This is a genomic window from Pseudomonas sp. GW821-FHT11D10 (genome assembly GCF_058808435.1).
This window is the reverse complement of record NZ_JBXARR010000002.1, coordinates 195,839-222,698: the sequence shown is the minus strand read 5'-3', so window position 1 is coordinate 222,698 and position 26,860 is coordinate 195,839. Positions and strand designations below refer to the sequence as shown.

General features: G+C 60.5%; 23 protein-coding genes, 1 pseudogene and 1 riboswitch. Of the genes and pseudogenes, 9 read left to right on the top strand and 15 right to left on the bottom strand.

The window, feature by feature from the left end; all coding sequences use genetic code 11:
* Nucleotides 1-99: 99 nt before the first annotated feature.
* Nucleotides 100-1,341, top strand: coding sequence for a D-amino acid dehydrogenase (locus AC1RT4_RS07355; RefSeq protein ID WP_493084700.1), 1,242 nt, complete (start codon nt 100-102; stop codon nt 1,339-1,341).
* 11 nt (nt 1,342-1,352) lie between these two features.
* Here AC1RT4_RS07355 and AC1RT4_RS07350 read toward each other — a convergent pair whose 3' ends face one another.
* Nucleotides 1,353-2,072 (bottom strand): 16S rRNA (uracil(1498)-N(3))-methyltransferase, encoded by a 720-nt coding sequence (locus AC1RT4_RS07350; protein ID WP_493084698.1) that lies wholly within the window; start codon nt 2,070-2,072, stop codon nt 1,353-1,355.
* A gap of 151 nt (nt 2,073-2,223) precedes the next feature.
* Nucleotides 2,224-3,630 carry an adenosylmethionine--8-amino-7-oxononanoate transaminase gene (locus AC1RT4_RS07345; protein WP_007953301.1) on the bottom strand — a complete coding sequence of 469 codons (1,407 nt, stop codon included), beginning with the start codon at nt 3,628-3,630 and terminating at the stop codon, nt 2,224-2,226.
* Nucleotides 3,631-3,853: 223 nt separating this feature from the next.
* Between AC1RT4_RS07345 and AC1RT4_RS07340 the strand changes: the two genes are divergently transcribed.
* A complete protein-coding gene (locus AC1RT4_RS07340) occupies nt 3,854-5,632 on the top strand; it encodes a flavin monoamine oxidase family protein (protein WP_493084695.1) in 1,779 nt (592 codons plus the stop codon).
* Nucleotides 5,633-5,753: 121 nt separating this feature from the next.
* On the opposite strand, the gene AC1RT4_RS07335 is transcribed toward AC1RT4_RS07340, so the two are convergent.
* Together AC1RT4_RS07335 and AC1RT4_RS07330 are read right to left on the bottom strand one after the other, a co-directional pair.
* Nucleotides 5,754-5,909, bottom strand: a complete 156-nt coding sequence (locus AC1RT4_RS07335) for a hypothetical protein (RefSeq protein WP_493084693.1) — start codon at nt 5,907-5,909, stop codon at nt 5,754-5,756.
* The gene (locus tag AC1RT4_RS07330; protein ID WP_493084690.1) at nt 5,896-7,845 is read right to left on the bottom strand and encodes an anti-phage dCTP deaminase; all 1,950 of its coding nucleotides are present in this window, start codon (nt 7,843-7,845) and stop codon (nt 5,896-5,898) included. Before AC1RT4_RS07330 ends, AC1RT4_RS07335 begins: the two co-directional genes overlap by 14 nt.
* A 248-nt stretch (nt 7,846-8,093) precedes the next feature.
* On the opposite strand from AC1RT4_RS07330, the gene AC1RT4_RS07325 reads away from it, so the two are divergent.
* Both AC1RT4_RS07325 and AC1RT4_RS07320 read left to right on the top strand, forming a co-directional pair.
* A complete protein-coding gene (locus AC1RT4_RS07325) occupies nt 8,094-8,645 on the top strand; it encodes a cytochrome b (RefSeq protein WP_166221461.1) in 552 nt (183 codons plus the stop codon).
* A gap of 32 nt (nt 8,646-8,677) precedes the next feature.
* On the top strand, nt 8,678-9,256 hold the full coding sequence (locus AC1RT4_RS07320) for a YceI family protein (RefSeq protein WP_493084687.1): 579 nt from the start codon (nt 8,678-8,680) through the stop codon (nt 9,254-9,256).
* A gap of 139 nt (nt 9,257-9,395) precedes the next feature.
* Here the strand turns inward: AC1RT4_RS07320 and rhlE2 are convergent, their stop codons facing one another.
* The 4 genes from rhlE2 to ahcY form a co-directional block, all read right to left on the bottom strand.
* On the bottom strand, nt 9,396-11,273 hold the full coding sequence (rhlE2, locus tag AC1RT4_RS07315; RefSeq protein ID WP_493084686.1) for an RNA helicase RhlE2: 1,878 nt from the start codon (nt 11,271-11,273) through the stop codon (nt 9,396-9,398).
* Between the two features lie 222 nt (nt 11,274-11,495).
* A complete protein-coding gene (locus AC1RT4_RS07310; RefSeq protein WP_258712487.1) occupies nt 11,496-12,308 on the bottom strand; it encodes a substrate-binding periplasmic protein in 813 nt (270 codons plus the stop codon).
* Between the two features lie 147 nt (nt 12,309-12,455).
* Nucleotides 12,456-13,301, bottom strand: a complete 846-nt coding sequence (metF, locus tag AC1RT4_RS07305; protein WP_114886047.1) for a methylenetetrahydrofolate reductase [NAD(P)H] — start codon at nt 13,299-13,301, stop codon at nt 12,456-12,458.
* A 189-nt stretch (nt 13,302-13,490) separates the two neighbouring features.
* Nucleotides 13,491-14,900, bottom strand: coding sequence for an adenosylhomocysteinase (gene ahcY / locus AC1RT4_RS07300; protein ID WP_007959684.1), 1,410 nt, complete (start codon nt 14,898-14,900; stop codon nt 13,491-13,493).
* Nucleotides 14,901-14,923: 23 nt separating this feature from the next.
* A riboswitch (S-adenosyl-L-homocysteine riboswitch) is annotated at nt 14,924-15,022 on the bottom strand.
* Between the two features lie 197 nt (nt 15,023-15,219).
* Here ahcY and AC1RT4_RS07295 point away from each other — a divergent pair.
* Together AC1RT4_RS07295 and AC1RT4_RS07290 are read left to right on the top strand one after the other, a co-directional pair.
* A complete protein-coding gene (locus AC1RT4_RS07295) occupies nt 15,220-15,627 on the top strand; it encodes an acyl-CoA thioesterase (protein WP_007959686.1) in 408 nt (135 codons plus the stop codon).
* Nucleotides 15,628-15,700: 73 nt separating this feature from the next.
* The gene (locus AC1RT4_RS07290; protein WP_129972224.1) at nt 15,701-16,606 is read left to right on the top strand and encodes a formate/nitrite transporter family protein; all 906 of its coding nucleotides are present in this window, start codon (nt 15,701-15,703) and stop codon (nt 16,604-16,606) included.
* On the opposite strand, the gene AC1RT4_RS07285 is transcribed toward AC1RT4_RS07290, so the two are convergent.
* Entirely contained in the window at nt 16,607-17,872 is a 1,266-nt protein-coding gene (locus AC1RT4_RS07285; RefSeq protein WP_085611954.1) for a cation:proton antiporter, read from the bottom strand. It lies immediately after the preceding gene.
* A gap of 106 nt (nt 17,873-17,978) precedes the next feature.
* Nucleotides 17,979-19,148, bottom strand: a complete 1,170-nt coding sequence (locus AC1RT4_RS07280) for an MFS transporter (protein WP_007959692.1) — start codon at nt 19,146-19,148, stop codon at nt 17,979-17,981.
* 219 nt (nt 19,149-19,367) lie between these two features.
* Here AC1RT4_RS07280 and AC1RT4_RS07275 point away from each other — a divergent pair, with 219 nt between their 5' ends.
* Together AC1RT4_RS07275 and AC1RT4_RS07270 are read left to right on the top strand one after the other, a co-directional pair.
* Nucleotides 19,368-20,201, top strand: coding sequence for an EamA family transporter (locus tag AC1RT4_RS07275; RefSeq protein ID WP_258712485.1), 834 nt, complete (start codon nt 19,368-19,370; stop codon nt 20,199-20,201).
* Nucleotides 20,202-20,238: 37 nt separating this feature from the next.
* Entirely contained in the window at nt 20,239-20,622 is a 384-nt protein-coding gene (locus tag AC1RT4_RS07270) for an MAPEG family protein (protein ID WP_007959694.1), read from the top strand.
* Nucleotides 20,623-20,671: 49 nt separating this feature from the next.
* Here the strand turns inward: AC1RT4_RS07270 and mltA are convergent, their stop codons facing one another.
* Complete coding sequence (gene mltA / locus AC1RT4_RS07265; protein WP_493084678.1) at nt 20,672-21,844, bottom strand: murein transglycosylase A; 1,173 nt, start codon at nt 21,842-21,844, stop codon at nt 20,672-20,674.
* A 128-nt stretch (nt 21,845-21,972) separates the two neighbouring features.
* Between mltA and AC1RT4_RS07260 the strand changes: the two genes are divergently transcribed.
* Nucleotides 21,973-22,422: a c-type cytochrome gene (locus AC1RT4_RS07260; RefSeq protein ID WP_007959696.1), complete on the top strand. Its 450-nt coding sequence runs from the start codon at nt 21,973-21,975 to the stop codon at nt 22,420-22,422.
* Nucleotides 22,423-22,465: 43 nt separating this feature from the next.
* Here the strand turns inward: AC1RT4_RS07260 and AC1RT4_RS07255 are convergent, their stop codons facing one another.
* From AC1RT4_RS07255 to AC1RT4_RS07240, 4 genes and pseudogenes are all read right to left on the bottom strand, one after another.
* The gene (locus AC1RT4_RS07255) at nt 22,466-22,861 is read right to left on the bottom strand and encodes a DUF1090 domain-containing protein (RefSeq protein WP_007959697.1); all 396 of its coding nucleotides are present in this window, start codon (nt 22,859-22,861) and stop codon (nt 22,466-22,468) included.
* A gap of 97 nt (nt 22,862-22,958) precedes the next feature.
* A pseudogene (locus AC1RT4_RS07250) lies at nt 22,959-24,376 on the bottom strand (NAD-dependent DNA ligase LigB).
* A gap of 143 nt (nt 24,377-24,519) precedes the next feature.
* The gene (gene metK / locus AC1RT4_RS07245) at nt 24,520-25,710 is read right to left on the bottom strand and encodes a methionine adenosyltransferase (RefSeq protein WP_011336330.1); all 1,191 of its coding nucleotides are present in this window, start codon (nt 25,708-25,710) and stop codon (nt 24,520-24,522) included.
* Nucleotides 25,711-25,728: 18 nt separating this feature from the next.
* Complete coding sequence (locus tag AC1RT4_RS07240; RefSeq protein ID WP_007959700.1) at nt 25,729-26,724, bottom strand: ArsR/SmtB family transcription factor; 996 nt, start codon at nt 26,722-26,724, stop codon at nt 25,729-25,731.
* Nucleotides 26,725-26,860 lie beyond the last annotated feature (136 nt).

Here is a 26,860-nt window from a genome sequence, read left to right as displayed (position 1 = left end):
ATAACCTTTGTTTATAGGTTTGGCATCTTTATTCATTGTTCGGCGCCTGTCACCTCAACCTAACCTCGGCCTCGTCTTCAAGAACGGTTAAGGACGGACATGGCTCAGCGTGTGTGCATCATCGGCGGCGGCGTGATCGGGTTGGCAACGGCCTGGGCGCTGGTGCGCGACGGTTTTGAGGTGACGGTGGTCGAGGCGCGGCAGTCGCTGGGCAGCGAAACCAGTTTCGCCAACGGCGGCCAGTTGTCCTACCGCTACGTTGCGCCGCTGGCCGATGCCGGCGTGCCGTTGCAGGCGATCGGCTGGATGCTGCGCGGCGATTCACCGCTCAAGCTGCGCCCGCGCCTGGACCCGACTCAGTGGCGCTGGATGGCCTCGTTTCTCGCTGCGTGCCGCACCTCGGTCAACCGCGAAAATGCCGCGCACCTGTTGCGTCTGGCGCTGTTCAGCCAGAGCACGCTGAAACGCTGGCGCGAGGACGACGGACTGGTCGGTTTCAACTGGCGGCGCAACGGCAAGCTGGTGACCTTCCGCAACGCCGCCAGCTTCGACCATGCACGCAAAGGCCTGGCCGATCCCCAGCAACAGCAGGTGTTGTCTGCCACCGAATGTGCACAACTGGAACCGGCACTGACCAATGCGCCGTTTGTAGGCGCGATCTACACGCCGGATGAAGAAGTCGGCGATTGTCACGGCTTCTGTCAACAGTTGGCGGCGCGATTGAAGGGGTCGGGTCGCTGCGAGTTTCGCCTTGGTCAGGCAGTCACCGGCATTCGCCACAGCCACGGCGCGGTCACGGCCATTGAACTTGGCGACGAAACCCTGCCGGTCGAACAACTGGTAATCGCCGCCGGCCATCGCAGCCCGTTGCTGGCGCTACCCGGCCTGCGCCTGCTGCTGTATCCGCTGAAGGGCTACAGCCTGACCGTGCCGATCGGCAACGAGCATCGAGCGCCAGATGTGAGCATCACCGACTACGACCGCAAGATCGTCTACGCGCGTATCGGCGAACAACTGCGGGTGGCGGCAATGGTCGACATCGTCGGTTTCGACCCGTCGGTGGACCCCGAGCGACTGGCGCTGATCAAGCGTCAGGCCCGCGACACCTTTCCCGACGCCGGCCACTACGACGCGGCCGTCGAATGGGCCGGCATGCGCCCGGCAACGCCGACCGGCGTTCCGCTGCTCGGCGCCACGGCGTATCGCAATCTGTGGCTCAACCTCGGCCACGGCGCGCTCGGTTTCACCCTGGCCTGCGGCAGCGGGCAGTTGCTCAGCGAACTGATCGGCCAGCAGCGCACATCCATTGATCTGCACGGGTTCAATCCCCGTGCGGCGTGAACGCAAAAAGCTTAGAAATCACCCCACAGTTGCTGCGCCACCGCCAGCGCCACAACCGGCGCGGTCTCGGTGCGCAGCACGCGCGGGCCGAGGCGGGCGGCGTGGAAGCCGTTGGCCTTGGCTTGCTCGACTTCGGCGTCGGACAAACCGCCTTCAGGGCCGATCAGGAACGCCAGGGTCGATGGTTTGGCGTGGCTGATCAGCGGCTCGGCCACTGGGTGCAGCACCAGTTTCAGTTCGGCTTCGGTCTGCTTCAGCCAGTCGGCCAGCAGCACCGGTGGATGAATCACCGGTACTCGCGAACGACCGCATTGCTCGCAAGCGCTGATCGCCACCTGACGCCAGTGCAGCAGGCGTTTGTCGGCGCGTTCGTCCTTGAGGCGGACTTCGCAGCGTTCGCTGAAGATCGGGGTGATTTCGTTCACGCCCAGCTCGGTGGCTTTCTGGATCGCCCAGTCCATCCGCTCGCCCCGGGACAGGCCCTGGCCGAGGTGGATTTGCAGCGGCGATTCGACCTGACCGGCGAACTGCTCGTCGATCTGCACCACCACGCGCTTCTTGCCGACTTCCACCAGCGATCCGCGAAACTCGTGGCCGGAACCGTCGAACATCTGCACCGCATCGCCCTCGGCCATGCGCAGCACGCGGCTGATGTAATGCGCCTGGGCTTCCGGCAGTTCGTGTTCGCCGGTGCTGAGCGGGGCGTCGATAAAGAAGCGGGACAGTCTCATGGTGGTTCTCTTTAAGTAGATCGTTCCCACGCTCTGCGTGGGAATGCCTCGTTGGACGCTCTGCGTCCGCTTTTGGGACGCGGAGCGTCCCGGGCTGCATTCCCACGCAGACGGTTCGACGCCTCGACGTGGGAACGAGTACGAGTCGTGCTTAGCCCGGATCACGGAACCCGGGATGGAAATCCTTCGGCACCGCCACACTGACGCTGTCACGGGTGGCGATGTCGATGCCTTCGCTGGCGACTTCGGCGAGGAAGTCGATCTGCTCCGGGGTTATCACGTACGGCGGCAGGAAATACACCACGCTGCCCAACGGACGCAGCAGCGCGCCACGCTCCAGCGCATGCTGGAACACCTTCAGGCCGCGACGTTCCTGCCACGGATAAGCCTCTTTCGTGGCTTTGTCCTTGACCATCTCGATCGCCAGCACCATGCCGGTCTGACGGACTTCCGAGACATTCGGATGATCCACCAGATGCGCTGTCGCCGAGGCCATGCGTTGGGCCAGCGCCCGGTTGTTTTCGATCACGTTGTCCTGCTCGAAAATATCCAGGGTCGCCAGCGCCGCCGCACAGGCCAGCGGGTTGCCGGTGTAGCTGTGCGAATGCAGGAAGGCGCGCAGGGTCGGGTAATCGTCGTAGAACGCGCTGTACACCTCGTCGGTGGTCAGGCAGGCGGCCAACGGCAGATAACCGCCGGTCAAGGCTTTCGACAGGCACAGGAAGTCCGGGCGGATGCCGGCCTGTTCGCAGGCGAACATCGTTCCGGTGCGGCCGAAGCCGACGGCGATTTCGTCGTGAATCAGGTGTACGCCGTAACGATCACAGGCCTCGCGCAGCAGCTTGAGGTAGACCGGGTGGTACATGCGCATGCCGCCGGCGCCCTGGATCAGCGGCTCGACGATCACGGCAGCGACGCTGTCATGATTTTCCGCCAGCGTCTGTTCCATGGCCGCGAACATGTTGCGCGAGTGTTCTTCCCAGCTCATGCCCTGCGGGCGCAGGTAGCAATCCGGGCTCGGCACCTTGATGGTGTCCATCAGCAGGGCTTTATAGGTTTCGGTGAACAACGGCACGTCACCGACCGCCATCGCTGCCATGGTCTCGCCGTGGTAGCTGTTGGTCAGGGTGACAAAGCGCTTCTTGTTCGGCTGGCCCCGGTTGAGCCAGTAGTGAAAGCTCATTTTCAGCGCGACTTCGATGCAGGACGAACCGTTATCGGCGTAGAACACCCGGTTCAGGCCCTCGGGAGTCATCTTCACCAGACGCTCGGACAGCTCGATCACCGGCTGATGGCTGAAACCGGCCAGAATCACGTGTTCCAGCTGATCGACCTGATCCTTGATGCGCTGGTTGATGCGCGGGTTGGCGTGGCCGAACACGTTGACCCACCAGGAGCTGACCGCATCCAGATAACGCTTGCCTTCGAAGTCTTCCAGCCAGACGCCTTCACCGCGCTTGATCGGGATCAGCGGCAGCTGTTCGTGGTCTTTCATCTGGGTGCAGGGATGCCACAGCACCGCGAGATCGCGTTGCATCCACTGGTTGTTCAGGCCCATGTTCAGTCTCCTCGAGGCGGCTCGCGTCAGGCGCGGGCAAACAATCGCGCAAGCCTATGCAATGCGTCGCGCCGGGACAACCCATTGTGTCGATTGAGCTACTTTGTATGGGCCGATAGACGTCGCTGGCGGCGTTTTGATGGCTGACGTATTCTTCGCGGTTCTTTGGGTCGTCTGACCCGCAAAACTGCATTTTCCTACGTGTTTTTCCGGAGTTCGCTGAATGTCTGTCGGTTGGCTGCGCGCCTGTGCGCTAGTGGTGTTGGGGCTGTTTAGCGTTACGGCGCTGGCCAAGGATAAAACCGCAATCGTGATCGGCGGCGGCCTGTCGGGCCTGACGGCGGCTTACGAACTGCAGAACAAGGGCTGGCAGGTCACGCTGCTCGAAGCCAAGCCGAGCCTGGGCGGTCGCTCGGGCATGGCCACCAGCGAGTGGATCGGCAACGACAAGACTCAGCCTGTGCTGAACAAGTACGTGTCGACCTTCAAGCTGAACACCACGCCAGCGCCTGAATTCGTACGGACCCCGGGTTACCTGATCGATGGCGAGTATTTCTCCGCCGCCGACCTGACCACCAAACAGCCTGCCACGGCCGAAGCGCTGAAGCGCTACGAGAAAACCCGTGACGATCTGGCGCGCTCGATCGACGATCCGCAGAACCCGGCGGCGACCAACACCCTGCATGCACTGGACCAGATCAACGTCTCGAGCTGGCTCGACAAGCAGAACCTGCCGGCCACCGCGCGTCAGCTGATCAACCAGGATATCCGCACCCACTACGACGAGCCTTCGCGTCTGTCGCTGCTGTACTTCGCACAGCAAAGCCGGGTCTATCGCGGCGTGTCCGACCGTGACCTGCGCGCTTCGCGTCTGGTCGGTGGCAGCCCGGTGCTGGCCCAGGCTTTCGTCAAGCAGCTGAAAACCATCAAGACCGATTCGCCGGTATCCGCCATCACCCAGGACAAGGACGGCGTGACCGTCAAGGTCGGCAGCGTCGGTTATTCGGCAGATTACGTGGTGCTGGCGGTGCCGTTGCGCGCCCTCAACAAGATCCAGCTGACCCCGGCGCTGGACGCCCAGCACCTGGCCGCGATCAAAGGCACCAACTACGGCTGGCGCGACCAGATCATGCTGAAGTTCAAGACGCCTGTGTGGGAAAGCAAGGCGCGGATGTCCGGCGAGATCTACAGCAACACCGGTCTTGGCATGTTGTGGATCGAGCCAGCCCTGAAGGGCGGCGCGAATGTGGTGATCAACCTGTCCGGCGACAACGCCCGCGTCATGCAGGCCTTCGGCGACAAGCAGATGGTCGATCAGGTGCTGATTCGTCTGCACGCGTTTTATCCACAGGCCCGTGGTTCGTTTACCGGCTATGAAATCCGTCGTTACAGCACCGATCCATCGACCGGCGGTTCTTACCTCGCCTTCGGCCCTGGCCAGATCAGCAAATACTGGCGTCTGTGGGAGCGTCCGCTGCAACGCATCGCGTTTGCCGGCGAACACACCGACACCTTGTACCCGGGCACCCTGGAAGGCGCACTGCGCACCGGCCAGCGTGCGGCCAGTCAGGTTGAAGACCTGGCGGCGGGCAAATCCTTCGAACCGGCCAAGGTCGGCCCGGCAGCAGCCACCGCCGCAGCGGCGGGTGCAGCGGGTGCAGTGGCGGCGAAGAAAGGCAACTTCTTCACCAACCTGTTCGGCGGTTCGGACGACGACAAGAAACCAGAGCCAGTGAAAGCGCCAGAGCCGGCACCTGCTCCAGCCGCTCCAGCGCCTGCACCGACCCCGGCTCCTGCGCCAGCTCCGGTGGAAGCACCGAAGCCAGCAGCTCCGGTAAAAGCCGAGCCAGCCAAGAAAGCGGCTGCCAAACCAGCAGCGAAGAAACCGGCGGCCAAGACCGAAGCGAAAAAAGCTCCGGCCAAACCAGCGGCGAAAAAAGCTGAACCGGCGAAGAAGCCAGCGGCCAAACCGGCGGCAACCACCGAGACCAAAGCGCAGTAAGGCTTTGCGGTGAATGAAAAAGCGCGGCTTTCAGGCCGCGCTTTTTTATGGATCAACCATTTTGGTTAATCTGCCCTAGGTCGGGCTTCAAGCTCTATCGGATAAGAGCCGAGGAGACGGTTCAGCGCTTTTCTTTCTGCTGAGCAGATGGAGCTGATGAAGAAGAATGCTGCTGAGGAGATGCTTTGAGTGCCTCTTGCTTCCAAGAAGGCCATTGCTCAACAGTACGGCGAGATTCCGCTAAATGGTTGAGAAACTCTTCTTTAGTGGGCGTCATTTTGGCTTTCCTCTAGGTACCTTGATAGGAGGGTTGCAGCTATGGTTTCGCGTTCAATGTACGAGCAAGGCAGCATTTGGGTGCGTAATTTAGCATCGGACTCATTCCAGTCAAGAGCCTGACCATCCTCGGATTTTCTGGTTACTGGATAGCCACTACCGAGATTAGTGGAGAATAGGTTGAAAAAGCTTCGTGGGCCAACTCCGATAAACGGTGCAAATACAACGTTGCTGCTTCTCTGATTTAGTGATATGGAATCTGAGTGGAAATCCAGTGCCTTGCTTTTCGGGTATGGCTCAACATATACGACTCTCTTGATTCCAGCCGCAACGATATGTTTTGCGCAATTGTGGCAGGGAAATGTTGTGCAGTATAAGTCGCTGCCTGATGTGCTAATGCCCAATCTTGAGCTTGAAAGAAGTGCCTCCATTTCTGCATGAACAACTCTTCCATATTCGGTGATGTCTTTTATTTTGCTGCCCTTGATCAAGGGCTTTAGTTTTTCTTTGTATTCCTCTGGGATTACTTCAAGAATGCTGTCAATGATCAATTTCTTCTGTGTGGCGTTAGAGTCTTCTCCTCTCATGTAGTCGCGCCCATCCTTTGCGTCAACGATTTCCTGGGTAACGTCGTCCACTTCAGGCCAGTACAGCCCTCCGTGTGCTTTTGGCACATCGTTAGCTCCAGTCGAGACGATACATCTGTCTTTCGTTAGAACTGCACCCACCTGCCGAGAAAGATCAGCAGATCTTAATGAGGCTGAGAAGGCCATGAACATTGCGTATTCATCGAATGTAGGCGTAACGTACGGTTTGCCAAAAAGCAGATCAAAAACTCGCCATATCTGCTTTTTCAGTGAGTCGGAGTTGCCGTTGTAGTCGATGAAGAAGTCGGATAAGTGATAGGTGTCTTTCGTATGCTGCCCATAGTCATCACGTTCATCGGCATCTCTGTCGATTAATTTAGAGGCTTGATCTTCAGGAATCGATTTTTCTTTTGTTAGATAGTCATGCCGTCTTGTATGGTCAGCATGGACGCCAATCAAGAAAAAACCGTTCGAGTATATTTTTCGTAGTCTTTGTACTTCGGCTGGATTTTTCAGTGAATTGATAATAAAAGCTTTTCTGCGCAATGCTTCTTGCTTGCCTCGTAGAAAGTTGATCCTGGCGGCAGCGCCGAGAGCAAGTATTGAGTTATCTTTGCTGTTTTTTCTAAGGTTGTTCCCTTCCTCCATAAAGGAACTGATCCTGCCAAATTCATCTGTGCTTGAAAGTGGAGATCCCAATGTAGAGATTATATCTGTAGATATTTTTATGCTTTCTGTTGTGTAGTTGAATTTAGACAGTCGTTCGTCTATGAGTCTTGCAACTTCGTTTAGGTTGGTGCCGATCGTCCCAACCAGGCCGATAACCAGCTCAGAGTCTGAGTAGGAGTCATCGAGAAAATATGCGCCTGTCTCTGTCGAGCTTGTTGATAACTCAGCGAAGGCAGCCTCTACTTCTATCGAGCTTTGTTCTATGTATGGGTGTTCCGAATCAGTGCTGCTGATCAGCGATCCTTCAACAAGTAGTCTTAATTGTTCGGCGGATCTCGGGTTTCCTTGAAATGTGATGCTCCCTGTTGAGGGGAACCAATTCATGATCCCCTTACTATTGGCTCTGAATTGATATTGGTTTGGGTTGACGACTCGCCATTCTCCAGCATGCTGGAGAGAGTTTAATTTTTGCTTTAGTTCTTCGAGTTGGCCGTCAAAACGCATCTTTTTTCCCTGTGTTGAATTGCGGTCCGTCAGGCATTGTTTCCGACTGCTGGACAATGGACTTACATTTGCCCCACCTGAGAGTAGTAGCCACTCTGTCGCAGGTCCAGATGCGAAATCCCCTTCAAATTTTTGGTTCCGATGGTCAAAAAAATCGCATAGCTCCAGTCCTTCCATCCCACTCAAATCGCCTCGAATTCCTAAATGAATTGAAGATTTTTCTGACGAACGACTACGTCAGTGGGTGGCGGATTTGTATGATTTTTCTCGCTAAGACGTGTGATTCTGCTATGGGTTAATCTTTCCTTAACGCGACGGTCAGAAGCTCTTGATCGTATTTCTCGATATTTCAAAGCGAAATTTTCCGCTTTAATTCGATAGATAACTCGCTAGTCTTGGTTCGCAGTTCTCACAGGATTTGGGCAATGCAGCTACGTAACTCTTCTTCGCGCTACGGTTGGGTCAGCATCTTCATGCACTGGGGCGTGGCGCTGGTGGTCTTCGGGCTGTTCGCGCTGGGTCTGTGGATGGTGGGGCTGGATTACTACAGCACCTGGCGCAAAGACGCGCCGGATCTGCACAAGAGCATCGGTCTGGTGCTGCTGGGTGTGATGGTGTTGAGGGTGTTGTGGCGCTTTATCAGCCCACCACCGCCAACGCTGCAAAGCTACAGCCGCATGACCCGCATCGGCGCCAAATTCGGCCATGGGTTCCTCTACCTTGCGCTGTTCGCCGTGATGATTGCCGGTTACCTGATTTCCACCGCAGACGGTGTCGGGATCCCGGTGTTTGGCCTGTTTGAAGTTCCTGCACTGGTTTCCGGACTACCGGATCAGGCAGATACCGCCGGTGTGATTCATCTCTGGCTGGCGTGGGCGCTGGTAATTTTTTCCGGCCTTCATGCGTTGGCAGCATTGAAGCACCACTTTATCGATCGTGATGCGACCCTGACACGAATGCTGGGACGCAAAGCCTGATGTTCAACCTCGACTCCAAAGGAAAACAAAGCATGTTGAAAAAGACTCTGGCCGCTCTGGCAATCGGCTCTGCCGTCCTGTCCGCCAACGTGATGGCCGCTGACTACGTGGTTGATAAAGAAGGCCAGCACGCCTTCGTCGACTTCAAGATCAACCACCTGGGCTACAGCTTCATCACCGGTACCTTCAAGGACATCGATGGCAAGTTCAGCTTCGACGCTGCCAAGCCTGAAGACAGCAAGATCGAGTTCAACGTGAACACCGCCAGCGTGTTCACCAACCACGCCGAGCGCGACAAGCACATCGCCAGCGCTGACTTCCTCAACGCCAGCAAGTTCGCCAAGGCGACCTTCGTCTCCACCAGCGTCAAGTCCACCGGTGCCAACACCGCTGACGTGACCGGCGACCTGACCATCCTGGGCGTCACCAAGCCAGTGGTCGTGAAAGCGACCTTCCTGGGCGAAGGCAAGGATCCATGGGGCGGCTACCGTGCCGGCTTCGAAGGCACCACCACCATCAAGCGTTCCGATTTCGGCAAGCAGAAAGACCTGGGTCCGAAGTCCGACGCGGTCGAGCTGTACGTTTCGTTTGAAGGTGTGAAAGCGAAGTAATTTTCGCCTGACACACAAAAACGCCCCCGATCTTGCGATCGGGGGCGTTTTTTATGGCCTGCCGTAATTCTCGTCTCGGCGGCGCGCAAAAAAATGCCCCGGTTTTCAGGCCGGGGCATTTTTCATTGCAGTTGAAAACTCAGCGATTGCGGGTCAGCAAGGCCGGTTTTTCACCGCGTGGGCGGCTTGGCAGTTGATCCAGCTGCTCAGGCGTCGGGAAGCGGTCGGCTTTCGATTCCTTGTGCATGATCTTCGGCCCGCTGCTGCGCGGGTTCTGCACGGCCGGTTCAGCGCGTTGCTGATCGTCACGGGCCGGGCGGCGGTTGCGCGGGTTCTCATCGCGACGACCCTGGCCGTCACGCGGAGCACCGTTGCGTGGGCCGCTGCGTTTGCCTGGCGGAGTGCCGGTGCTCGAACCGTTGCTGTTGCGCGGGCCGTTCTGGCGACCTTGCGGCTGACCACCGCGTGGTGCGCCCGAACCTGCGCCTTGCGCCGGAGCGCCCGGGCGACGGTTGCGACCACCGGCCGGAGCCTGCTTCGGCACGTAGTCGACGCGGTTACCGAAGTTATCGATATCGTCGTCGAGGAACTCGTCCGGAGCACGGTCAGCAGCGGCGCGTGGCGGCTGGCTTGGCTGGCGCTGTTCGCGGGCCGGGGTGCCTTCGCGCGGCTTTTGTTGACGGGCTGGACGCTCGCCACGCTCACCGCGTTCGCCGGCCGGTTTTTCCTTGCCCTTGTCTTTGCCTTTGTCTTTACGACCGCCGCCACCGCCGCCGCCATTCGGGCCGTCGCCGCGTGGGCCACGGGCATTGCGCGGGTTGCGCATGTCCGGACGTTCACGGGCTTCCGGCTTCTCGGCCTCGATAGTGCTGGCATCGAAGCCCATCAGGTCGCCGTCGGCGATTTTCTGCTTGGTCATGCGTTCGATGCTTTTCAGCAGTTTTTCTTCGTCCGGTGCGACCAGCGAGATCGCCTCGCCCGAACGACCGGCCCGGCCGGTACGGCCGATACGGTGCACGTAGTCTTCATCGACGTTCGGCAGTTCGAAGTTGACCACGTGTGGCAACTGATCGATGTCCAGACCGCGCGCCGCGATGTCGGTTGCTACCAGGATGCGCACCTGGTTGGCCTTGAAGTCGGCCAGGGCTTTGGTGCGGGCGTTCTGGCTCTTGTTGCCGTGGATCGCCACAGCCGGCAGGCCGTGTTTGTCCAGGTACTCGGCCAGACGGTTGGCGCCGTGCTTGGTGCGGGTGAACACCAGCACCTGTTCCCACGCGCCGGCGGTGATCAGGTGGGCCAGCAGCGCACGTTTGTGGCTGGCCGGCAGACGGAACACGCGTTGTTCGATGCGCTCGACCGTGGTGTTCGGCGGCGTCACTTCGATACGTTCCGGGTTGTGCAGCAGCTTGCCGGCAAGATCAGTGATGTCTTTGGAGAAGGTCGCCGAGAACAGCAGGTTCTGGCGCTTGGCCGGCAGACGCGCGAGGACTTTCTTCACGTCGTGGACGAAGCCCATGTCGAGCATGCGGTCGGCTTCGTCGAGCACGAGGATTTCAACGTGGGACAGATCGACGCTGCCCTGGCCGCACAGGTCGAGCAGACGACCCGGGCAGGCAACGAGGACGTCCACGCCACGGGACATGGCCTGAACCTGTGGGTTCATGCCGACGCCGCCAAAGATGCAGGCGCTGACGAATTTCAGGTCACGGGCGTAGATCTTGAAGCTGTCGTGAACCTGGGCCGCGAGTTCGCGGGTCGGGGTCAGGACCAGCACGCGCGGCTGGCGCGGGCCGTGACGCTGGGATTTGTCCGGGTGGCCGTTGGGGAACAGCCGCTCCAGGATCGGAAGGGCGAAACCGCCGGTTTTACCGGTACCTGTCTGTGCCGCAACCATCAGGTCGCGACCTTGCAACACGGCGGGAATGGCCCGCTGTTGCACCGGAGTAGGCTCGGTATAGCCCGCATCTTCGATAGCGCGGACCAAAGCCTCGGAGAGACCGAGGGAAGCAAAGGACATGAGTAATCCTGTTTCAGTTAGGGCTTGGCCCAATGGGAGTCTTGCCTGGCGCGAATGGCGTTTAAGAGGACGCAATCCCGTCCGGTCCTGCTGCGGTTCCGAAGGCACGTCCGGAGCGCTCGCGCGGGCTGAAAAGCTGCGCTGTAGCGGGTCGGGAGGCCTGTTACGGTTCCGGGCGTCCGGGCGTGAGCCTGGCGGGAACGCCGGAGTATAACAGAGCAATCACTGCGCGCCGCTTTCCTGCTGCTCAACGGTTTTGCCGCTGGCGGTAGCGGTGCCCAGCGGCGCCGTCAAGGCGGGGGCCGCGCCGTAGCGGGCGCTGAGCTCGGCATAGGCCGGTTCGCGCTTGAAACGCTTGAGCTCGGCGCCGAAGCGCTGCACCAGCAAATCCATCCCGGCATTGCGCCGCACGGCCAGAAACTGGCTCTGGCGGCTGATGACCGTGGGGTTTTCCGTGATCTTGTCGCGAATGCCCAGTTCATCGAGCAGATGCTGGCCCACACGGCGATCGGTGATCAGCAGGTCGATGCGCCCGCGCACCAGTTTGCCGAAATTGGCCTCGTGGGTCGGGGCCGGCTCGCGGGTGAACAGGGTCGACTCGCGAAAGTCGGGGCTGTACAAATAGCCCGGCGAGGTGCCGACAGTCAGACCCTTGAGGTCTTCAAGGCTGTGAAAAGGGTGCGGTCGCTCGTTGGCGTAGAACATCACGAACTCGACGTCCGACAACGGTTCGCTCGGATAGAGCAGGGTGGCGTCGCGTTCGTCGCTGTGAAAGATATCCAGCGCGCCGTCGGCCTGGCCGGTTTCGAGCATCGACAGGCAGCGTTTCCACGGCAGGAACTGCCATTCGACTTCGATGCCCAGGCGCTTGAACACGATGGCGGTGGTTTCGTAGTCCAGACCGAGGTTCTTGCCGCCCTGTTCATAGACGTACGGCGCCCACGGTTCGGTGACGATACGCAGCTTCTCGCCCCGAGCCGCGAAGCTCAGGCAAGCAAAAACCAGCACGGCGAATAACTGCGTGATCAAAGGCATGGCTTGAGATTACGACGAGAAACGGCAAAGAGCCAGAAACTGGCCGCAGAAGCTCTGTTTCGGGCGTTAAAAGCAAAAGATCGCAGCGGCGAAAACGCTGTTGGCGCTGTCGCGGCTACGATCTTCTGGTCTTGCGGTGACGTCTTTTTAGCGCGGCAGCTTCAGGTTGTTCCAGATCGCCAGGCTCGGTTCGGCCTGGTTCATGGAATAGAAGTGCAGGCCAGGCGCGCCGCCTTGCAGCAGGCGTTCGCACATCTCGCTGACGACCTGTTCGCCAAAGCGCTGAATGCTTTGGCTGTCATCGCCGTAGGCTTCCAGCTGCTTGCGGATCCAGCGCGGTATTTCCGCACCGCAGGCATCGGAGAAGCGAGCGAGTTTGCTGTAGTTGGTGATCGGCATGATTCCCGGCACGACCGGGATGTCCACGCCCAGCGCCTGCAAACGGTCGACGAAATAGAAGTAGCTGTCGGCGTTAAAGAAGTACTGGGTGATCGCGCTGTCGGCGCCGGCACGGGCCTTGCGCACGAAGTTGGCGAGATCGTCTTCGTAGTTGCGCGCTTGCGGATGCATCTCCGGGTAGGCGGCGACTTCGATATGGAAATGATTGCCGGTTTCTTCACGAATGAATTCAACCAGTTCATTGGCGTGACGCAGCTCGCCGCTGGTCATGCCCATGCCGGATGGCAGGTCACCGCGCAGGGCGACGATGCGCTTGATGCCGGCAGCCTTGTACTCGTTCAGCAGGCCGCGCAGGTCGTCCTTGCTGTCGCCGACGCACGACAGGTGCGGGGCGGCGGGTACTTTGACTTCGCTTTCCAGCTGCAGAACGGTGTTCAGCGTGCGGTCACGGGTCGAACCGCCAGCGCCGTAGGTGCAGGAAAAGAAGTCAGGGTTGTAAGTGGCCAGCTGACGGGCAGTGGCGAGCAGTTTTTCATGCCCAGCATCGGTCTTGGTCGGGAAGAACTCGAAGCTGTAGCGACGGTCTTGGGACATGGAGGGGACCTCCAGCTACAAGCTGCAAGCTTCAAGCTGCAAGAGCAGCGGAGGTGCGCTGGTCTCTTGTGCCTGAAGCTTGCGGCCTGACACTGTTTTGACAAATAGGGGCAGAGCTTTCGGGCTTCGCGCGGCAAGCCCGGCTTGTGGCCTTGCTTGCCGCTTGAAGCTTGAAGCTCGCAGCTGCTCTTAGTAGCGGTAAGCGTGCGGCTTGAACGGACCTTCGACGGTCACGCCGATGTAGTCAGCCTGTTGCTTGGTCAGTTGAGTGACCACGCCGCCGAAGCCGCGAACCATTTCCAGGGCCACTTCTTCGTCGAGTTTCTTCGGCAGTACTTCAACGGTCAGGCGCTCGGCTTTCTGGGCTGGCGACAGGTCGGCGTACTTCTGGCCGAACAGGAAGATCTGCGCCAGAACCTGGTTGGCGAACGAACCGTCCATGATGCGGCTCGGGTGACCGGTGGCGTTGCCCAGGTTCACCAGACGGCCTTCGGCCAGCAGGATCAGGTAGTCGTCGTTCTGAGCGTCGAAAGCGCCCGGGCCGGTACGGTGGATCTTGTGTACCTGTGGCTTCACTTCTTCCCATGCCCAGTTCTTGCGCATGAAAGCGGTGTCGATTTCGTTGTCGAAGTGACCGATGTTGCAGACAACGGCGCGCTTCTTCAGGGCTTTGAGCATGTTTGCGTCGCAAACGTTGACGTTACCGGTGGTGGTCACGATCAGGTCGATCTTGCCCAGCAGCGCTTTGTCGATGCTTGCTTCGGTGCCGTCGTTGATACCGTCGATGAACGGCGAAACCAGTTCGAAACCGTCCATGCAGGCTTGCATGGCGCAGATCGGGTCGACTTCGGACACTTTAACGATCATGCCTTCCTGACGCAGGGACTGGGCCGAGCCCTTGCCCACGTCACCGTAACCGATGACCAGCGCTTGCTTGCCGGACAGCAGGTGGTCGGTACCACGCTTGATGGCATCGTTCAGGCTGTGACGGCAGCCGTACTTGTTGTCGTTCTTGGACTTGGTCACCGAGTCGTTGACGTTGATGGCCGGGATTTTCAGCTCGCCCTTGGCCAGCATGTCCAGCAGACGGTGTACGCCGGTGGTGGTTTCTTCGGTCACGCCGTGAACGCGGTCCAGAACCTGTGGGTATTTGTCGTGCAGCAGCTGGGTCAGGTCGCCGCCGTCGTCGAGGATCATGTTGGCGTCCCATGGCTGGCCATCCTTCAGGATGGTCTGCTCCAGGCACCACTCGTACTCTTCTTCAGTCTCGCCTTTCCAGGCGAAAACCGGGATGCCGGCAGCAGCGATGGAAGCAGCGGCCTGATCCTGAGTCGAGAAGATGTTGCAGGACGACCAGCGCACTTCGGCACCCAGGGCAACCAGGGTTTCGATCAGCACGGCAGTCTGAATGGTCATGTGGATGCAGCCGAGGATTTTTGCGCCTTTCAAAGGCTGCTCGGAAGCGTACTTGCGACGCAGACCCATCAGGGCCGGCATTTCCGACTCGGCGATGATGGTTTCGCGACGGCCCCAGGCAGCCAGGGACATGTCGGCAACTTTGTAATCGTTAAAATCTGCAGGCGTGATAACAGCGCTCATGAAGAGCCTCCATTCGTAATGTATGCGAATGGGCGCCGTTGTGCGTTTAGTGTCCGGCCTGAGCCGGTCAACGCCCCATCCGAGCCTGACAGGTTGAACCTGCTGCAGCGCCCCTCGGACAGGTGGCGGGAAAACGGTATCAAGTGAACGTTACCGTTTTGAAACGGGGGCGATTATAGCCGTCTAGACTGATCTTCCAAAGGGTTTCTGTCGGCCAAATGAAGATCGCCAATCGCGACCATAGTAGAAGCCTCATGGAGCATGACCGCTCAGTCTGCCAAGATGGCGCCATCATTCGGCAAGACGCTCAGGAGTGAAGATGAATTTCCACACCCGCAAGTGGGTAAAACCCGAAGACCTCAACCCCAACGGCACCCTGTTCGGCGGCAGCCTGCTGCGCTGGATCGACGAGGAAGCGGCGATCTACGCCATCGTTCAACTGGGCAACCAGCGCGTGGTGACCAAGTACATTTCCGAGATCAACTTCGTCAGCGCCTCGCGCCAGGGCGACATCATCGAGCTGGGCATCACCGCCACCGAGTTCGGCCGCACCTCGATCACCCTGACCTGCGAAGTGCGCAACAAGATCACCCGCAAGAGCATCCTGACCGTCGAGAAGATGGTCTTCGTCAACCTCGGCGAAGACGGCTTGCCGGCGCCGCACGGGCGGACCGAGATCAAGTACGTCAAAGACCAGTTCAAAGATGAAACACCCGTAACCGAGTAATCGCACCACCCTGGCGAACGGAAGCCGAGCGGCGCGTGTCGTAGCCTTATGACCCCGCCACCGGTTTCCCGCCATGACCACGCCAACAGACGGCAAGACCCCCGACCTCTCGGCCAAGGAACAACACGAAGTCGAGAAAAACCAGCCGCCCCGAGCGGCGGTCCTGCATGAAATCATCCGCAAACAGGGCGACCAGGAACTGGAGCGCAGCATCGCCGCGCTGTGGTGGTCGGCGCTCGCGGCCGGGCTGACCATGGGCCTGTCGCTGATGGGCATGGGCCTGCTCAACTCGCGTCTGCCCGAGGGCGACGAATTCAAGGTGATCGCCAGCTTCGGCTACTGCGCAGGCTTTCTTGCGGTGATCCTCGCCCGCCAGCAACTGTTCACCGAAAACACCCTGACCGCCGTGCTGCCGGTGATGACCAAACCGACCCTGGCCAATTTCGGCCGGCTGATCCGGCTCTGGACGGTGGTGCTGTTCGGCAACCTGTGCGGGACGATTCTGGTGGCGTACGTGATGCTCGAACTGCCGATCTTCGACAGCAAGACCGACGAGGCCTTCCTCGAAATCGGCCGCAAGGTCATGGAGAACCACGCCAGCCAGATGTTCGCCAAGGGCATCGTTTCCGGCTGGATGATCGCCACCATGGTCTGGATGATTCCGTCCATGGAGAGCGCGAAGATGTGGATCATCATCCTCATCACCTACTTAATGGCGCTGGGCGATTTCACCCACATCGTGGTGGGGTCGGCGGAAGTGTCGTATCTGGTGTTTGCCGGCGAGCTGCCGTGGAGTGATTTCTGGGCGGTGTTTGCCGGGCCGACCCTGGCGGGGAACATCATCGGCGGCAGTTTCATCTTCGCCCTGATCAGTCATGCGCAGATCCGCAGCGAAAGCGGCGCGCCAAAAGAAACGGACGGGCCGAAAGAGTCTGCGGATCAGGCCGAAAAGCCCGATCCACAGCAGATCAAAAAATGATCAATGGTGCGCGGGCTCGGCAGCGGTTGCCGGCTCGTCGCGCGTTGCATGCTTGACCAATTTGCCGATGGTCAGGCCCTGCAACAGGATCGATGACAGCACCACGATGTAGGTGATGCTCAGCAGCAGATCGCGCTCCGGGCCCAGCGGCAGGGCCAGGGCCAGTGCCACCGAAACACCGCCGCGCAAACCACCCCAGGTCAGGATCCGGATCGTGCCGCGCGGCACGGTGCGCCAGCGGCGCAGCAAGACGATGGCCGGGGCCACGGTGAGCAGGCGCGACAGTAGAATCGCCAACGCCAGCAGACTCGCTGCCGCCACGTGCAGCCAGTTGAACGGCAGCAGCAACAGCTCCATCCCGATCAGCGCGAACAGCAAGGCGTTGAGCATGTCGTCGAGCAATTCCCAGAAACCGTCCAGGTATTTGCGCGTCATGTCGTTCATCGCCAGGTTGCGACCGAGGTTACCGATGATCAGACCGGCAACCACCATCGCAATCGGCGCCGAGACGTGCAGCTCGGTGGCCATCGCCGAACCACCGATCACCAACGCCAAAGTCAGCATGACTTCGATCTGGTGCTGCTCGATGCTCTTGATCATCAGGTACACCAGATAACCGATCAGCCCGCCGAACAGCACACCGCCCACTGCTTCGTGGACGAACAGCATGGCCGTGGCGCCGACGGTCGGGGTCTCGCCCAGCTGCGCGATGCCCAGCAACACGGTGAACACCACCACGGCGGTGCCGTCGTTGAACAGCGATTCGCCGACGATGGTGGTCTTCAGCGGCTTCGAGGCATTGGCCGTACGCAGCACACCGAGTACCGCGATCGGGTCGGTCGGGGAAATCAACGCGCCGAACAACAGGCAGTAAAGGAAGCTCACGTGCCAGCCGAACAGGGCAAAAATGTAATAGGCGAGGCTGCCGATCACGGCGGTGGCGATCAGTACGCCGAAGGTCGCCAGCAGGCCGATGGGCCAGCGGTAGCTGCGCAGGTCGTTCAGGTTCACGTGCAAGGCGCCGGCGAACAGCAGGAACGAGAGCATCCAGTTCATCAGCAGATCGCCGAAGTCGATCTGGCCGATCAGTTGCTGTACGCGTTCTTCGAGACCGGGGTAACCGAGCAGGCTCAGGCCTTGCAGCAACAGGGAAAACATCAGTGCGGTAACCATCACGCCGATGGTCGGGGGCAGGCCGATGAAGCGGAAATTCACGAAAGTGAGGAGGGTGGTGAGGCAGATGAAAGCGGCGACAAGTTCAAGCATCCGGGGTCCTTTGGATGGGGGGTGGAAAGACAGCGCGCCCGTTCATGGACGCAAGGGTTGGATGGGCTGACGCCGGGTGGGGACACAATTGTGTCCCCCGGGAAAATCAGCCGGACACATTGACCGCAGCGACACCCCGACGTTGCAGGTAGATGAAAAACAGCGCCGTCAGCACGGTCAGCACGCCCACCAGTGCGCCGGTCCAGGGCAAGTCCGCCAGATCCGCGCCGCTGGCCACCACCAATCCGCCGATCCACGCGCCGGCGGCATTGCCGAGGTTGAACGCGCTCTGGTTCAGGGTCGAGCCGAGGTTCGGTGCTTCGTGAGCCTGATCGATGATCAGCAGTTGCAGGATCGGGCACAGGGCGAAGGCAAAAATCCCCCACAGCACCAGCGTGATCGCCGCTGGAACCACCGAGCGGCTGGTCTGGCTGAACGCCGCCAGAATCACCACCACCGCCAGCGCGACACCCACCAGCGACGGCAACAGACGGCTGTCGGCCAGGCGTCCGCCGAGCATGCTGCCGCCGGTCAGGCCGACGCCGAACAACAGCAGCATCACCGTTACGCCGTGAGGGCTGACGCCGGTGATGTCCTGGAGAATCGGCGCGATGTAGGTGAACACGCTGAACAGACTGGTGGATGCCAACACGCTCATGCCCAGCGCCAGCAACACGTTGACCTTGCCCAGCACCTTGAACTCGCTGGCAAGGTTGGCCTTGTCCATCGGGATATGTTTCGGCAACCACAGCCATTGGGCGAGGGCGGCGATCACACCGATCACCGAGACCGCCCAGAAGGTCGAACGCCAGCCGGCGTACTGGCCGAGCGCGGTGCCCAGCGGTACGCCGAGGACGTTGGCCAGGGTCAGGCCGGTGAACATCATCGCAATCGCCTGCGCCCGCTTGTTCGGCGCGACCAGTCCGGCGGCCACCACCGAACCGATGCCGAAGAACGCGCCGTGGCACAGCGCGGTGACCACCCGCGCCGCCATCAGCGTTGCGTAGTTCGGCGCCAGTGCGCACAGCACGTTGCCGAGGATGAACATCAGCGTCATGCCCAGCAGCGTGGCCTTGCGCGGCATGTTGGCGGTGCCGATCGCCAGGATCGGCGCACCGAACACCACGCCGAGGGCGTAGCCGGTGATCAACAGACCGGCGTGGGGAATGCTCACTGCGAGGTCGCGGGCGACATCGGGCAGCAGCCCCATGATGACGAATTCAGTGGTGCCGATGCCGAAAGCGGCAACAGCGAGTGCAAGCAAGGCGAGTGGCATGCGCAAGGTCTCTGTCGGTAGTCTTGACGCTTTGATCAGGCATACGCAGGCCGGCGACCGGTCTCGGACGAGAACGGGGCAGGCAGGAATTATTGGAATTTATCTGTGCGCAACTGAGTGCGGCGTGGTCGCTTGCAGTATAAACAGCTGCTGACACATCGCGAATCAATAATCTGACTAATTGGCTCAGGCTCAACAACAAGAATCAAGGAGTGGCACGTGCTGGCGACAGCTCTGGTGTTGGTGGCGGCGCTGTTGCACGCAGCGTGGAATACGTTGATCAAATTCAGCGCCGAGCGGCTGCTGGTGGTGGCCTGCATGGACACCGTGGCGCTGTTGTTCGTCGCGCTGGCGTTCCCTTTCATCAGCCTGCCGCCGCCGGAAATCTGGCCGTGGATTCTGGCGTCGGCGGCGTTCGAACTGCTCTATCGCTATCTGTTGATTCAGGCTTATCGGGTCGGCGATCTGGGGCTGGTCTATCCGTTGATGCGCGGATTGTCGCCGCTGGTGGTGCTGGCGCTGACCCTGATCTTCGCCGGCGAAGTGCTGACCACCCAGCAGATCTTCGGGATCATGCTGATCCCGCTGGGCATGGCTTGCCTGCTCTGGCAGGGCGGTGGCGGGAAACACTTGCCGTGGTCGATGCTGCCGGTGGTGGCGCTGATCGGCCTGTGCATCGGTTGCTACACCTACATCGATGGCCAGGCCTTGCGGCGCTGGTCGCATCCGCTGGATTACCTGGTCTGGGTCACGCTGCTCAGTGCCTGGCCTTTCCCGATGCTGGCGTGGGTGGCCAAGCGTCCGGCGTTCATGCTGTTCTGGCGCGAGCAATGGAAGCTGGGACTGGCGGTCGGGTTCTGCGTGTTGTTCAGCTACGCTCTGGTGCTGTGGGCGATGCAATTGGGCTCGATTGCCGAAGCGGCGGCGTTGCGTGAAATCAGCGTGATTCTGGTGGTGCTGTTCGGCATGCGTTACCTGAAAGAACCTTTCGGCCGGCCGCGGCTCTTAGCCTGTGGGCTGGTGCTGATCGGCATGCTGGTGATGAAGTTCTGACCCGCCAACACTCTAAAAACTGAAGAAGGACGGCGTTATGACGGTGGCTCTGTGGTGTGTGTTGATTGCGATTTTTCTGCCGTATCTGTGCACGGGCGTGGCCAAGGCTGTCGGTGGTTATCGGCTGAGCGACAATCACGATCCCCGGGATTTTCTCGAAAGCCTGAACGGTGTGGCGCGGCGTGCCCATGCGGCGCAACTGAACAGTTTTGAAGTGACGCCGGCGTTTGCGGCGGCGGTGATCGTTGCGCACCTGGTCGGCACGGCAGAGCTGGTGACGGTCAATGTGCTGGCGGTGCTGTTCATCACCAGTCGCCTGCTCTACATCATTTGCTATCTGGCGGACTGGGCGATTCTGCGGTCGCTGGTGTGGTTTGTCGGGATGGGGCTGATTGCCAGTTTCTTCTTCGTTTCGGTCTGAACCCTGAAAGATCGCAGGCTGACGAGGCCTGCGATCTTTTGCGTTGCGCTTATGGCTTGTCGGCCACCTGGGGCACTTGCGGCAACGCCGCGCCTTTTGGCCAGAGCATCCAGATCTGCCCTTGCTGCTTCATGTCGCCGGCCAGTTGCCCGGCGGCTTCGCCGGTGCCCCAGAACAGATCCGCACGAACTTCACCGGCAATCGCGCCGCCGGTGTCCTGCGCAGCCACCGGGCGTACCAGCGCCGTGCCGTCCGGGCGGGTGGTCGACAGCCACAACAGGCTGCCCAGCGGAATCACCTTGCGATCCACCGCCGCGCTGTAACCGGCGGTCAGCGGTACATTCAGCGAGCCGCGCGGGCCTTCGTTGCTGTCCGGGTTGCGGGTGAAGAACACGTAGCTCGGGTTGCTCGCCAGCAGTTCCGGAATGCGCGACGGGTTGGCCTTGGCCCAGTTGCTGATCGCGCCCATGGTGACTTCTTCTTTTTTCAGCTCGCCCTGTTCCACCAGCCAGCGGCCGATCGGCCGGTACGGGTGACCGTTCTGGTCGGCGTAGGCAATGCGCAGCTGGCGACCGTCATCGGTTTGAATCCGTCCCGAACCCTGAATCTGCAGGAATTGCAGGTTCATCGGGTCGGTCAGCCACGCCACGACCGGCGCCTTGACGCCCTGGCTCTCGATGGTCGCCGCATCGTCGTAAGGCTTGAGCACGCGACCTTCGAGGCGGCCGCGCAGGCGCTTGCCTTTCAGTTCCGGGTAAATGCTGTCCAGCGACACAATGATCATGTCTTCGGGCACGCCGTACACCGGCACGTTGGCGGTGGCGGTTTGCGTCAGGCTGCCGGGATAGACCGGTTCGTAGTAGCCGGTGATCAGACCGTTGGGGTTGTCGTTCTCGGCGCGCAGGCCGAAGACGTCGAGGTTCTGCTTGAGGAACGTGCGAATGTCGCCGGCTTTTTGCGGCACGTTGGCGGCTGCCGCACAGGTCGCGCCCCAGACCGGGTCAGCCTTGAGCCGGGTGCAGGCGCTGCGCCAGGAACCGAAACCGGCCACCAGGTCGCTATCGGACACTGCTGGCAGGGCTTCCCAGGTGGCGCTGGAATACGTGGCCAGGGCGTGGGTTTTCGGCTTGGCGCTGTCGCCACCGGTGCAGCCGGCGAGGATTGCCAGCAGCGGGAGGGTCGCGATAAGCGGATGACGCCAGGCCTTGAAACGGCTGTTCATGGAGAATTTCCTGTGCCGGTTGCAGAAGTGCTCCATGCGCTCAAGCAACCCTTATTGTTAATAGGGCTATTGGTGTTTGGCGGTGACCCGAGGATACTGGCCGCCGATTTCCGTGACCTGAAGCCACCATGACTCTTAAAAGAATTTCTGTTGTATTGCTGGCCTGTCTGACCTTGTCCGCCTGTGGCGGTGTCGACCCGAATTCCCCGCTGGGTCAGCGCAAGGCGATCTTCAAGCAGATGCTCAAGACCGGCGAAGACCTGGGCGGCATGCTGCGTGGACGCATTGCCTTCGACGGGCCGAAATTTGCGGAAGGTGCGGTCAAGCTCGATGCGTTGTCCCATGAGCCGTGGAAACATTTCCCGCAGGTGCGCGAAGAAGATCACACCAGCGCCAAGGATGATGTCTGGCAGAAACAGGCGCGTTTCCAGGAAATGGCCCGCACCCTTGAAGCGGCCACCGGTGAACTGGTGATCGCCAGCAAGGTTCAACCCTACAAGGCCAGCAACCTGGGGCCGGCCGTGCAGAAAGTCGAAGATGCCTGCAGTGCCTGCCATAAAGAGTTTCGCGACCACTGATGTTCAAGGGATCACGGCTTTTGGCTGTGATCCCCCGGCTTTCTTACTTGTCGAGTTCGTCCAGCGCGTCCTGCAATTCCTTGCGCGATTCGGCGAGCTTGTTCTTGCGCTTGTCGATCTTCTCCGGATCGCCTTTCTTCATGGCCTTGTCCAGATCGGCCTGACGCTTGCTCACTTCGTGCTTGGCGTCGAGCACCTTGTTTTCGCGTTCTTTCTTCAGGCCGGCGTCGGTGCAGTGTTCGGTGACTTCGCGCAGGGCGGTTTCGAGGCCGGCCTGCTGGTCAGCGTTGCCGCGGGACTTGGCCTGTTCGATCTGATTGATGATGCCCTGCTTCTTGGCGGCACAACCGGTCAGGCCCGGCGCGTCTTCGTCGGCCATCACGGGGGCGGCGAGGACTGCGCAGAAAGACAGCAGGGCGAGCGGTGCGAGAAATTTCATAAAAGCTCCATGTGCAAAGGCAATCGGTCGGTGAAGCACTGCGCTGTTGGAGCGCTCCGGCGGACATTGGGTTCCCGGCGGGCCGGGGATTGCGTGTTCAGAAGCCGTCGACGCCGGCGGCTTGCAGGGTTTCACTCAGGGCCAGTACCTGCGGGTCGCGAAAAAAGGCGCTCAATTGCGCCGCGCGGCCCGGGCCGATTCCGGCTTCTGCCTGCCATTGTTCGGTATTGCGTTGTGCCAGCGCCTGCCATGAATCGGCGAGTGTTGCCTGACCGGTCGGCGGCAGCCCCAGGGCTTTGAGCCACTGCAGGAACGGCCGTTGGCGGGCGCTGTGAAAGCTGTGCAGCAGGCGGGCACTGCTGCGCTCGCCGAGACCGGCAATGTTAGCAAGCTCCGGCCCGTCGAGGGTCAACCAATCCAGCAGGCTGCTCAGGCGGCCTGTTTCCAGAAGTTTCTCCCAGGTGCCGCGACCGACATGGGGCAGGGCCAGTCCCTGCTTGCCGCTGAGCCAGGTGAGGCGCGCGAGGAACTGGCTTTCGCAGCCTGGCGTCGGTTGCCAGCAGCTCAGGGCGTGAAAATCGCTGGCGAGCGGAACGTTCAGATCCACGCGTTCGGTGCTGCGAAATACCACGCTGTCGAGACGCGGAATCGTCAGCCCGGCCAGGCTGATCGCGACCTGATCGCCGGGGCGAATGTCCAGCTCCTGCCAACGCCTGAGCGAACTGACACTGACCCGTTTGATCTGCCGGTCATCGAGCATCACCGGCGACAGTTCAAGCACTGGCGTGATGCGCCCGGTGCGGCCGATCTTGAAGTTCACCTTGCGCACATCGGCCAGTCCCAGACAAACAGCCCGATGCCGGCGGCCTGTTCCGCGTCGAGATCCTTGCGCCCCAGCAGCCCGGCCACGATGGCGCGGGCGTTGGCGCTGCCGGCACGTGCCTGCATATGCCCCTTCAGGCGCCAGTAGAGTTCGCCTTGCACCAGCAGATCCTGCGGTTGCGTCAGCTGTTGCGGAATGGCTCCGATCTTTTTTGCCGACGCTGTCCAATCCTGCCCGCGAACACCATCCCCGCGACTGATCGCCTGATGCAATCGGCCGTCGCGATAGATCAAGGTCACCGCTACGCCATCGACCTTGGGTTGTACCCAGACGTTTTGGCGGTCGCGCAGCCAGGTCGCGATGTCCGCCGCATCGTGAAGTTTGTCCAGACCGGTGTGTGCGACCGGGTGCGCAACCGGTCCTGATGCGGTGCGCAACGGCTCGGGCGACGAAGGAAGTTTGAAACACCGGCGCCATTGGTTTAGACGCAAGCGTGACTGATCGTAGAGCTCATCGGCGATCACCGAGCGACCTTCGCGATGATAGGCGTCGTCCCAGCGATCGATCTGTTGTTGCAGGGCGGCGACTTCACTCGATGCCCGCGCGGCGGCCCAGTCGGGGCAATCGTCAGCGAAGGCGTTGAGGTGGAAAACCGGCAGGAAAAACAGAAACAGGCGCAGTGTGGCAAGCATCGTGAGCGTCCTTGCTCAGAGAGATACCTGAAGGCTAGCCGGGATTTCGAAGCGGGCCGGGCGGCTGTTTTGCCGGTTGTTTCGCGGCCATGAAAAAGCCCCGCACGGCGAACCGTGCGGGGCTTCTTGTACCGCCAGGGAAATTACAGGCCGGCAGCGGAACGCAGAGCGTCGGCGCGGTCGGTTTTTTCCCAGGTGAACGTGGAGAAAGTGTCTTCTCCAACAGTCTTGGTCTGCGGAGCACGGCCGAAGTGGCCGTAGGCTGCGGTTTCCTGGTACATCGGGTGCAGCAGGTCGAGCATGGTGGTGATCGCGTATGGACGCAGGTCGAACACTTCGCGGACCAGTTTGATGATCTTGTCATCGCTGATCTTGCCGGTGCCGAAGGTGTTCAGCGAGATCGAAGTAGGCTGGGCCACGCCGATCGCGTAGGAAACCTGGATCTCGCAACGCTCGGCCAGGCCGGCAGCCACGATGTTCTTGGCAACATAACGGCCAGCGTAGGCAGCCGAACGGTCAACCTTGGATGGATCTTTACCGGAGAACGCGCCGCCGCCGTGACGGGCCATGCCGCCGTAGCTGTCGACGATGATCTTGCGACCGGTCAGACCGCAGTCACCTACCGGGCCGCCAATGATGAACTGGCCGGTCGGGTTGATGTGGAACTGGGTGTCCTTGCTCAGCAGTTCGGCAGGCAGCACGTGCTTGACGATCAGCTCCATCACGCCTTCGCGCAGGTCGTTGTACGACACTTCAGGGTTGTGCTGGGTCGACAGAACCACGGCGTCGATACCGACAACCTTGCCGCCTTCGTAACGGCAGGTCACTTGGGACTTGGCGTCCGGACGCAGCCAAGGCAGCAGACCCGATTTACGGGCTTCGGCCTGACGCTGCACCAGCTGGTGCGAGAAGGTGATCGGTGCTGGCATCAGCACGTCGGTTTCGTTGCTGGCGTAGCCGAACATCAGGCCCTGGTCGCCGGCGCCCTGATCTTCAGGCTTGGCTCGGTCAACACCCTGGTTGATGTCAGGGGACTGCTTGCCGATGATGTTCATCACGCCGCAGGTCGCGCCGTCGAAGCCAACGTCGGAGCTGGTGTAGCCGATGTCGCAAATCACGTCACGAACGATCTGCTCCAGGTCGACCCAGGCGCTGGTGGTCACTTCACCGGCAACGATGGCCACGCCAGTCTTGACCAGGGTTTCCACCGCAACGCGTGCGTGCTTGTCCTGGGCGATGATGGCGTCCAGCACTGCATCGGAAATCTGGTCGGCGATTTTGTCCGGATGTCCTTCAGACACGGACTCGGAGGTGAAGAGGGAGTATTCGCTCATCTCGATGTTTTCCTGAATTTACCGATGGTGAGTGTCGCCAGCCGGTCGCTGAAAATGGCGGACCTGGATCTGGAAACCATTACGTAAGCCTACATAGAGGCTTTCCCCGGGAACGAGTCCCGCAGCGGTGGCCCAACGGGCCAGATCGTCCTGTTCAAACCCCAACCACAGATCACCGCAGGCCTCCCTGGCCCAACTCTGGTTGTGGCTACATAACTCTGTCACGAGCAGGCTACCGCCCGGTTGCAGCAGGCTGGCCATGTGCTTGAGCGCTTCGGCCGGCGCGGCGAAATGGTGCAACACCATGTTCAACACCACGCAATCGGCCTGAAGGCTCACGCCATTCAATGCATCGGCCAATTGCAGGCTGACGTTAGCCAGCTGTTCACGTTCACACACCTGGCGGGCCAGTTCGAGCATCGCCGCGCTGTTGTCCAGTGCGGTTACGGTGCCGAAGCGACGTGCCAGTTCCGGCAGGAAAGCTCCATCGCCGGGGCCGACTTCAATGGCCGTGGCAGCGCCATTGAAATTCAGTTTGTCGAGCAGGGCCAGCACGCTTTCACGGTACTGCGGCAGGCCGGCAATCAAATCCTGCTGGGCGCGGAATTTCTCCGCGACCCGGGCGAAAAAGTCCTGGCTGTTGGCCGCACGTTGCCCGTGGACCTGTGCGATCCGGGTTTCCACGTCGGCCGGCAGCGCCAGATTGTCGACTTCTTCTAACAATGCCGCGTGCAACTTGCCACCCAGCAACTCGGTGTGGGGCAGGGCGCGGCGATAGAAAACCGCATTGCCTTCGCGGCGAGTCGCCACCAGATCCGCCTGCGCCAGCACTTTAAGGTGATGGCTCATGCCGGACTGGCCGATATCGAAAATCTGCGCCAGTTCCAGTACGCCGAACGAGTCGTTGGCCAAGGCGCGCAATACATTCAGCCGCAGCGGATCGCCGCCGGCCTTGCACAGGGCCGCCAGCTCGTCGCAATCGTCATGGCGAATGGAAGGCACGCGTAAGTTCATAGGGCTGGCAGTCTAGTGACGGGTGGAATCCATCGCAAGGGCTATATCAAAAAGTTTTGATATTGCTCGATGGATGGCGCATTCGATTGCACTTCTCACCGCCCGGTTAACTCTACAAACGAACAGCGGAAAGGTT

Bases quoted from the DNA above. Each gene is read 5' to 3' on its own strand.
- AC1RT4_RS07240 (WP_007959700.1), bottom strand. From the start codon at position 26,724: ATGAACTTACGCGTGCCTTCCATTCGCCATGACGATTGCGACGAGCTG.
- metF (WP_114886047.1), bottom strand. From the start codon at position 13,301: ATGTCCCAAGACCGTCGCTACAGCTTCGAGTTCTTCCCGACCAAGACC.
- AC1RT4_RS07325 (WP_166221461.1), top strand. From the start codon at position 8,094: ATGCAGCTACGTAACTCTTCTTCGCGCTACGGTTGGGTCAGCATCTTC.
- AC1RT4_RS07290 (WP_129972224.1), top strand. From the start codon at position 15,701: ATGACCACGCCAACAGACGGCAAGACCCCCGACCTCTCGGCCAAGGAA.
- ahcY (WP_007959684.1), bottom strand. From the start codon at position 14,900: ATGAGCGCTGTTATCACGCCTGCAGATTTTAACGATTACAAAGTTGCC.
- AC1RT4_RS07260 (WP_007959696.1), top strand. From the start codon at position 21,973: ATGACTCTTAAAAGAATTTCTGTTGTATTGCTGGCCTGTCTGACCTTG.
- AC1RT4_RS07350 (WP_493084698.1), bottom strand. From the start codon at position 2,072: ATGAGACTGTCCCGCTTCTTTATCGACGCCCCGCTCAGCACCGGCGAA.
- AC1RT4_RS07340 (WP_493084695.1), top strand. From the start codon at position 3,854: ATGTCTGTCGGTTGGCTGCGCGCCTGTGCGCTAGTGGTGTTGGGGCTG.
- metK (WP_011336330.1), bottom strand. From the start codon at position 25,710: ATGAGCGAATACTCCCTCTTCACCTCCGAGTCCGTGTCTGAAGGACAT.
- AC1RT4_RS07295 (WP_007959686.1), top strand. From the start codon at position 15,220: ATGAATTTCCACACCCGCAAGTGGGTAAAACCCGAAGACCTCAACCCC.
- rhlE2 (WP_493084686.1), bottom strand. From the start codon at position 11,273: ATGTCCTTTGCTTCCCTCGGTCTCTCCGAGGCTTTGGTCCGCGCTATC.
- AC1RT4_RS07345 (WP_007953301.1), bottom strand. From the start codon at position 3,630: ATGGGCCTGAACAACCAGTGGATGCAACGCGATCTCGCGGTGCTGTGG.
- AC1RT4_RS07270 (WP_007959694.1), top strand. From the start codon at position 20,239: ATGACGGTGGCTCTGTGGTGTGTGTTGATTGCGATTTTTCTGCCGTAT.
- AC1RT4_RS07310 (WP_258712487.1), bottom strand. From the start codon at position 12,308: ATGCCTTTGATCACGCAGTTATTCGCCGTGCTGGTTTTTGCTTGCCTG.
- AC1RT4_RS07285 (WP_085611954.1), bottom strand. From the start codon at position 17,872: ATGCTTGAACTTGTCGCCGCTTTCATCTGCCTCACCACCCTCCTCACT.
- AC1RT4_RS07255 (WP_007959697.1), bottom strand. From the start codon at position 22,861: ATGAAATTTCTCGCACCGCTCGCCCTGCTGTCTTTCTGCGCAGTCCTC.
- AC1RT4_RS07330 (WP_493084690.1), bottom strand. From the start codon at position 7,845: ATGGAAGGACTGGAGCTATGCGATTTTTTTGACCATCGGAACCAAAAA.
- mltA (WP_493084678.1), bottom strand. From the start codon at position 21,844: ATGAACAGCCGTTTCAAGGCCTGGCGTCATCCGCTTATCGCGACCCTC.
- AC1RT4_RS07335 (WP_493084693.1), bottom strand. From the start codon at position 5,909: ATGACGCCCACTAAAGAAGAGTTTCTCAACCATTTAGCGGAATCTCGC.
- AC1RT4_RS07320 (WP_493084687.1), top strand. From the start codon at position 8,678: ATGTTGAAAAAGACTCTGGCCGCTCTGGCAATCGGCTCTGCCGTCCTG.
- AC1RT4_RS07280 (WP_007959692.1), bottom strand. From the start codon at position 19,148: ATGCCACTCGCCTTGCTTGCACTCGCTGTTGCCGCTTTCGGCATCGGC.
- AC1RT4_RS07355 (WP_493084700.1), top strand. From the start codon at position 100: ATGGCTCAGCGTGTGTGCATCATCGGCGGCGGCGTGATCGGGTTGGCA.